Below are 421 nucleotides of genomic sequence, written 5' to 3' on the forward strand. Positions count from 1 at the left end.
ACTACAATGGGTTGTTTGCCGGGAAGTTGCCGCTTACAACCATCCTTGACGCAGCGCAGATTGGCGTTATCATTCACGGCCGGGAACAGACGGCCGCCCGCCGACGTTGAGGGTGTTAGCGAGCCATTGCGGAACCGCGTGTCGTCACCGGGTCCGCCACAAGACAAGAGGGAGAGATCATGAGCGATCGTAGCCTGCGGGGCATGCGCCTCGGAGCGCAGAGTATGGAGACCGAATCCGGTGTGGAGCCGGCTCCGCGCCAGCGCGTTGAGTACCGCTGCGAGGACGGCGAGCAGGTGTTCGTGACCTTTGCTGCCGAAGCAGAGATCCCTCCGGTATGGGTTTCCAAGTCCGGCAAGGAAGCACTCCTCGTCAACGGCGAACGCCCCGTGGACCCGAATGCCAAGCCCGTGCGCACGCA

At 62.9% G+C, this 421-nt stretch carries 1 protein-coding gene; it reads left to right on the forward strand.

Annotation, left to right across the window (positions count from 1 at the left end):
• Nucleotides 1–179: 179 nt before the first annotated feature.
• On the forward strand, nt 180–421 hold a 242-nt coding region (locus AC5RWT_RS38045; RefSeq protein ID WP_494084714.1), incomplete at its 3' end, for an RNA polymerase-binding protein RbpA.

It is taken from the genome of Arthrobacter sp. Dra40 (assembly GCF_059091905.1).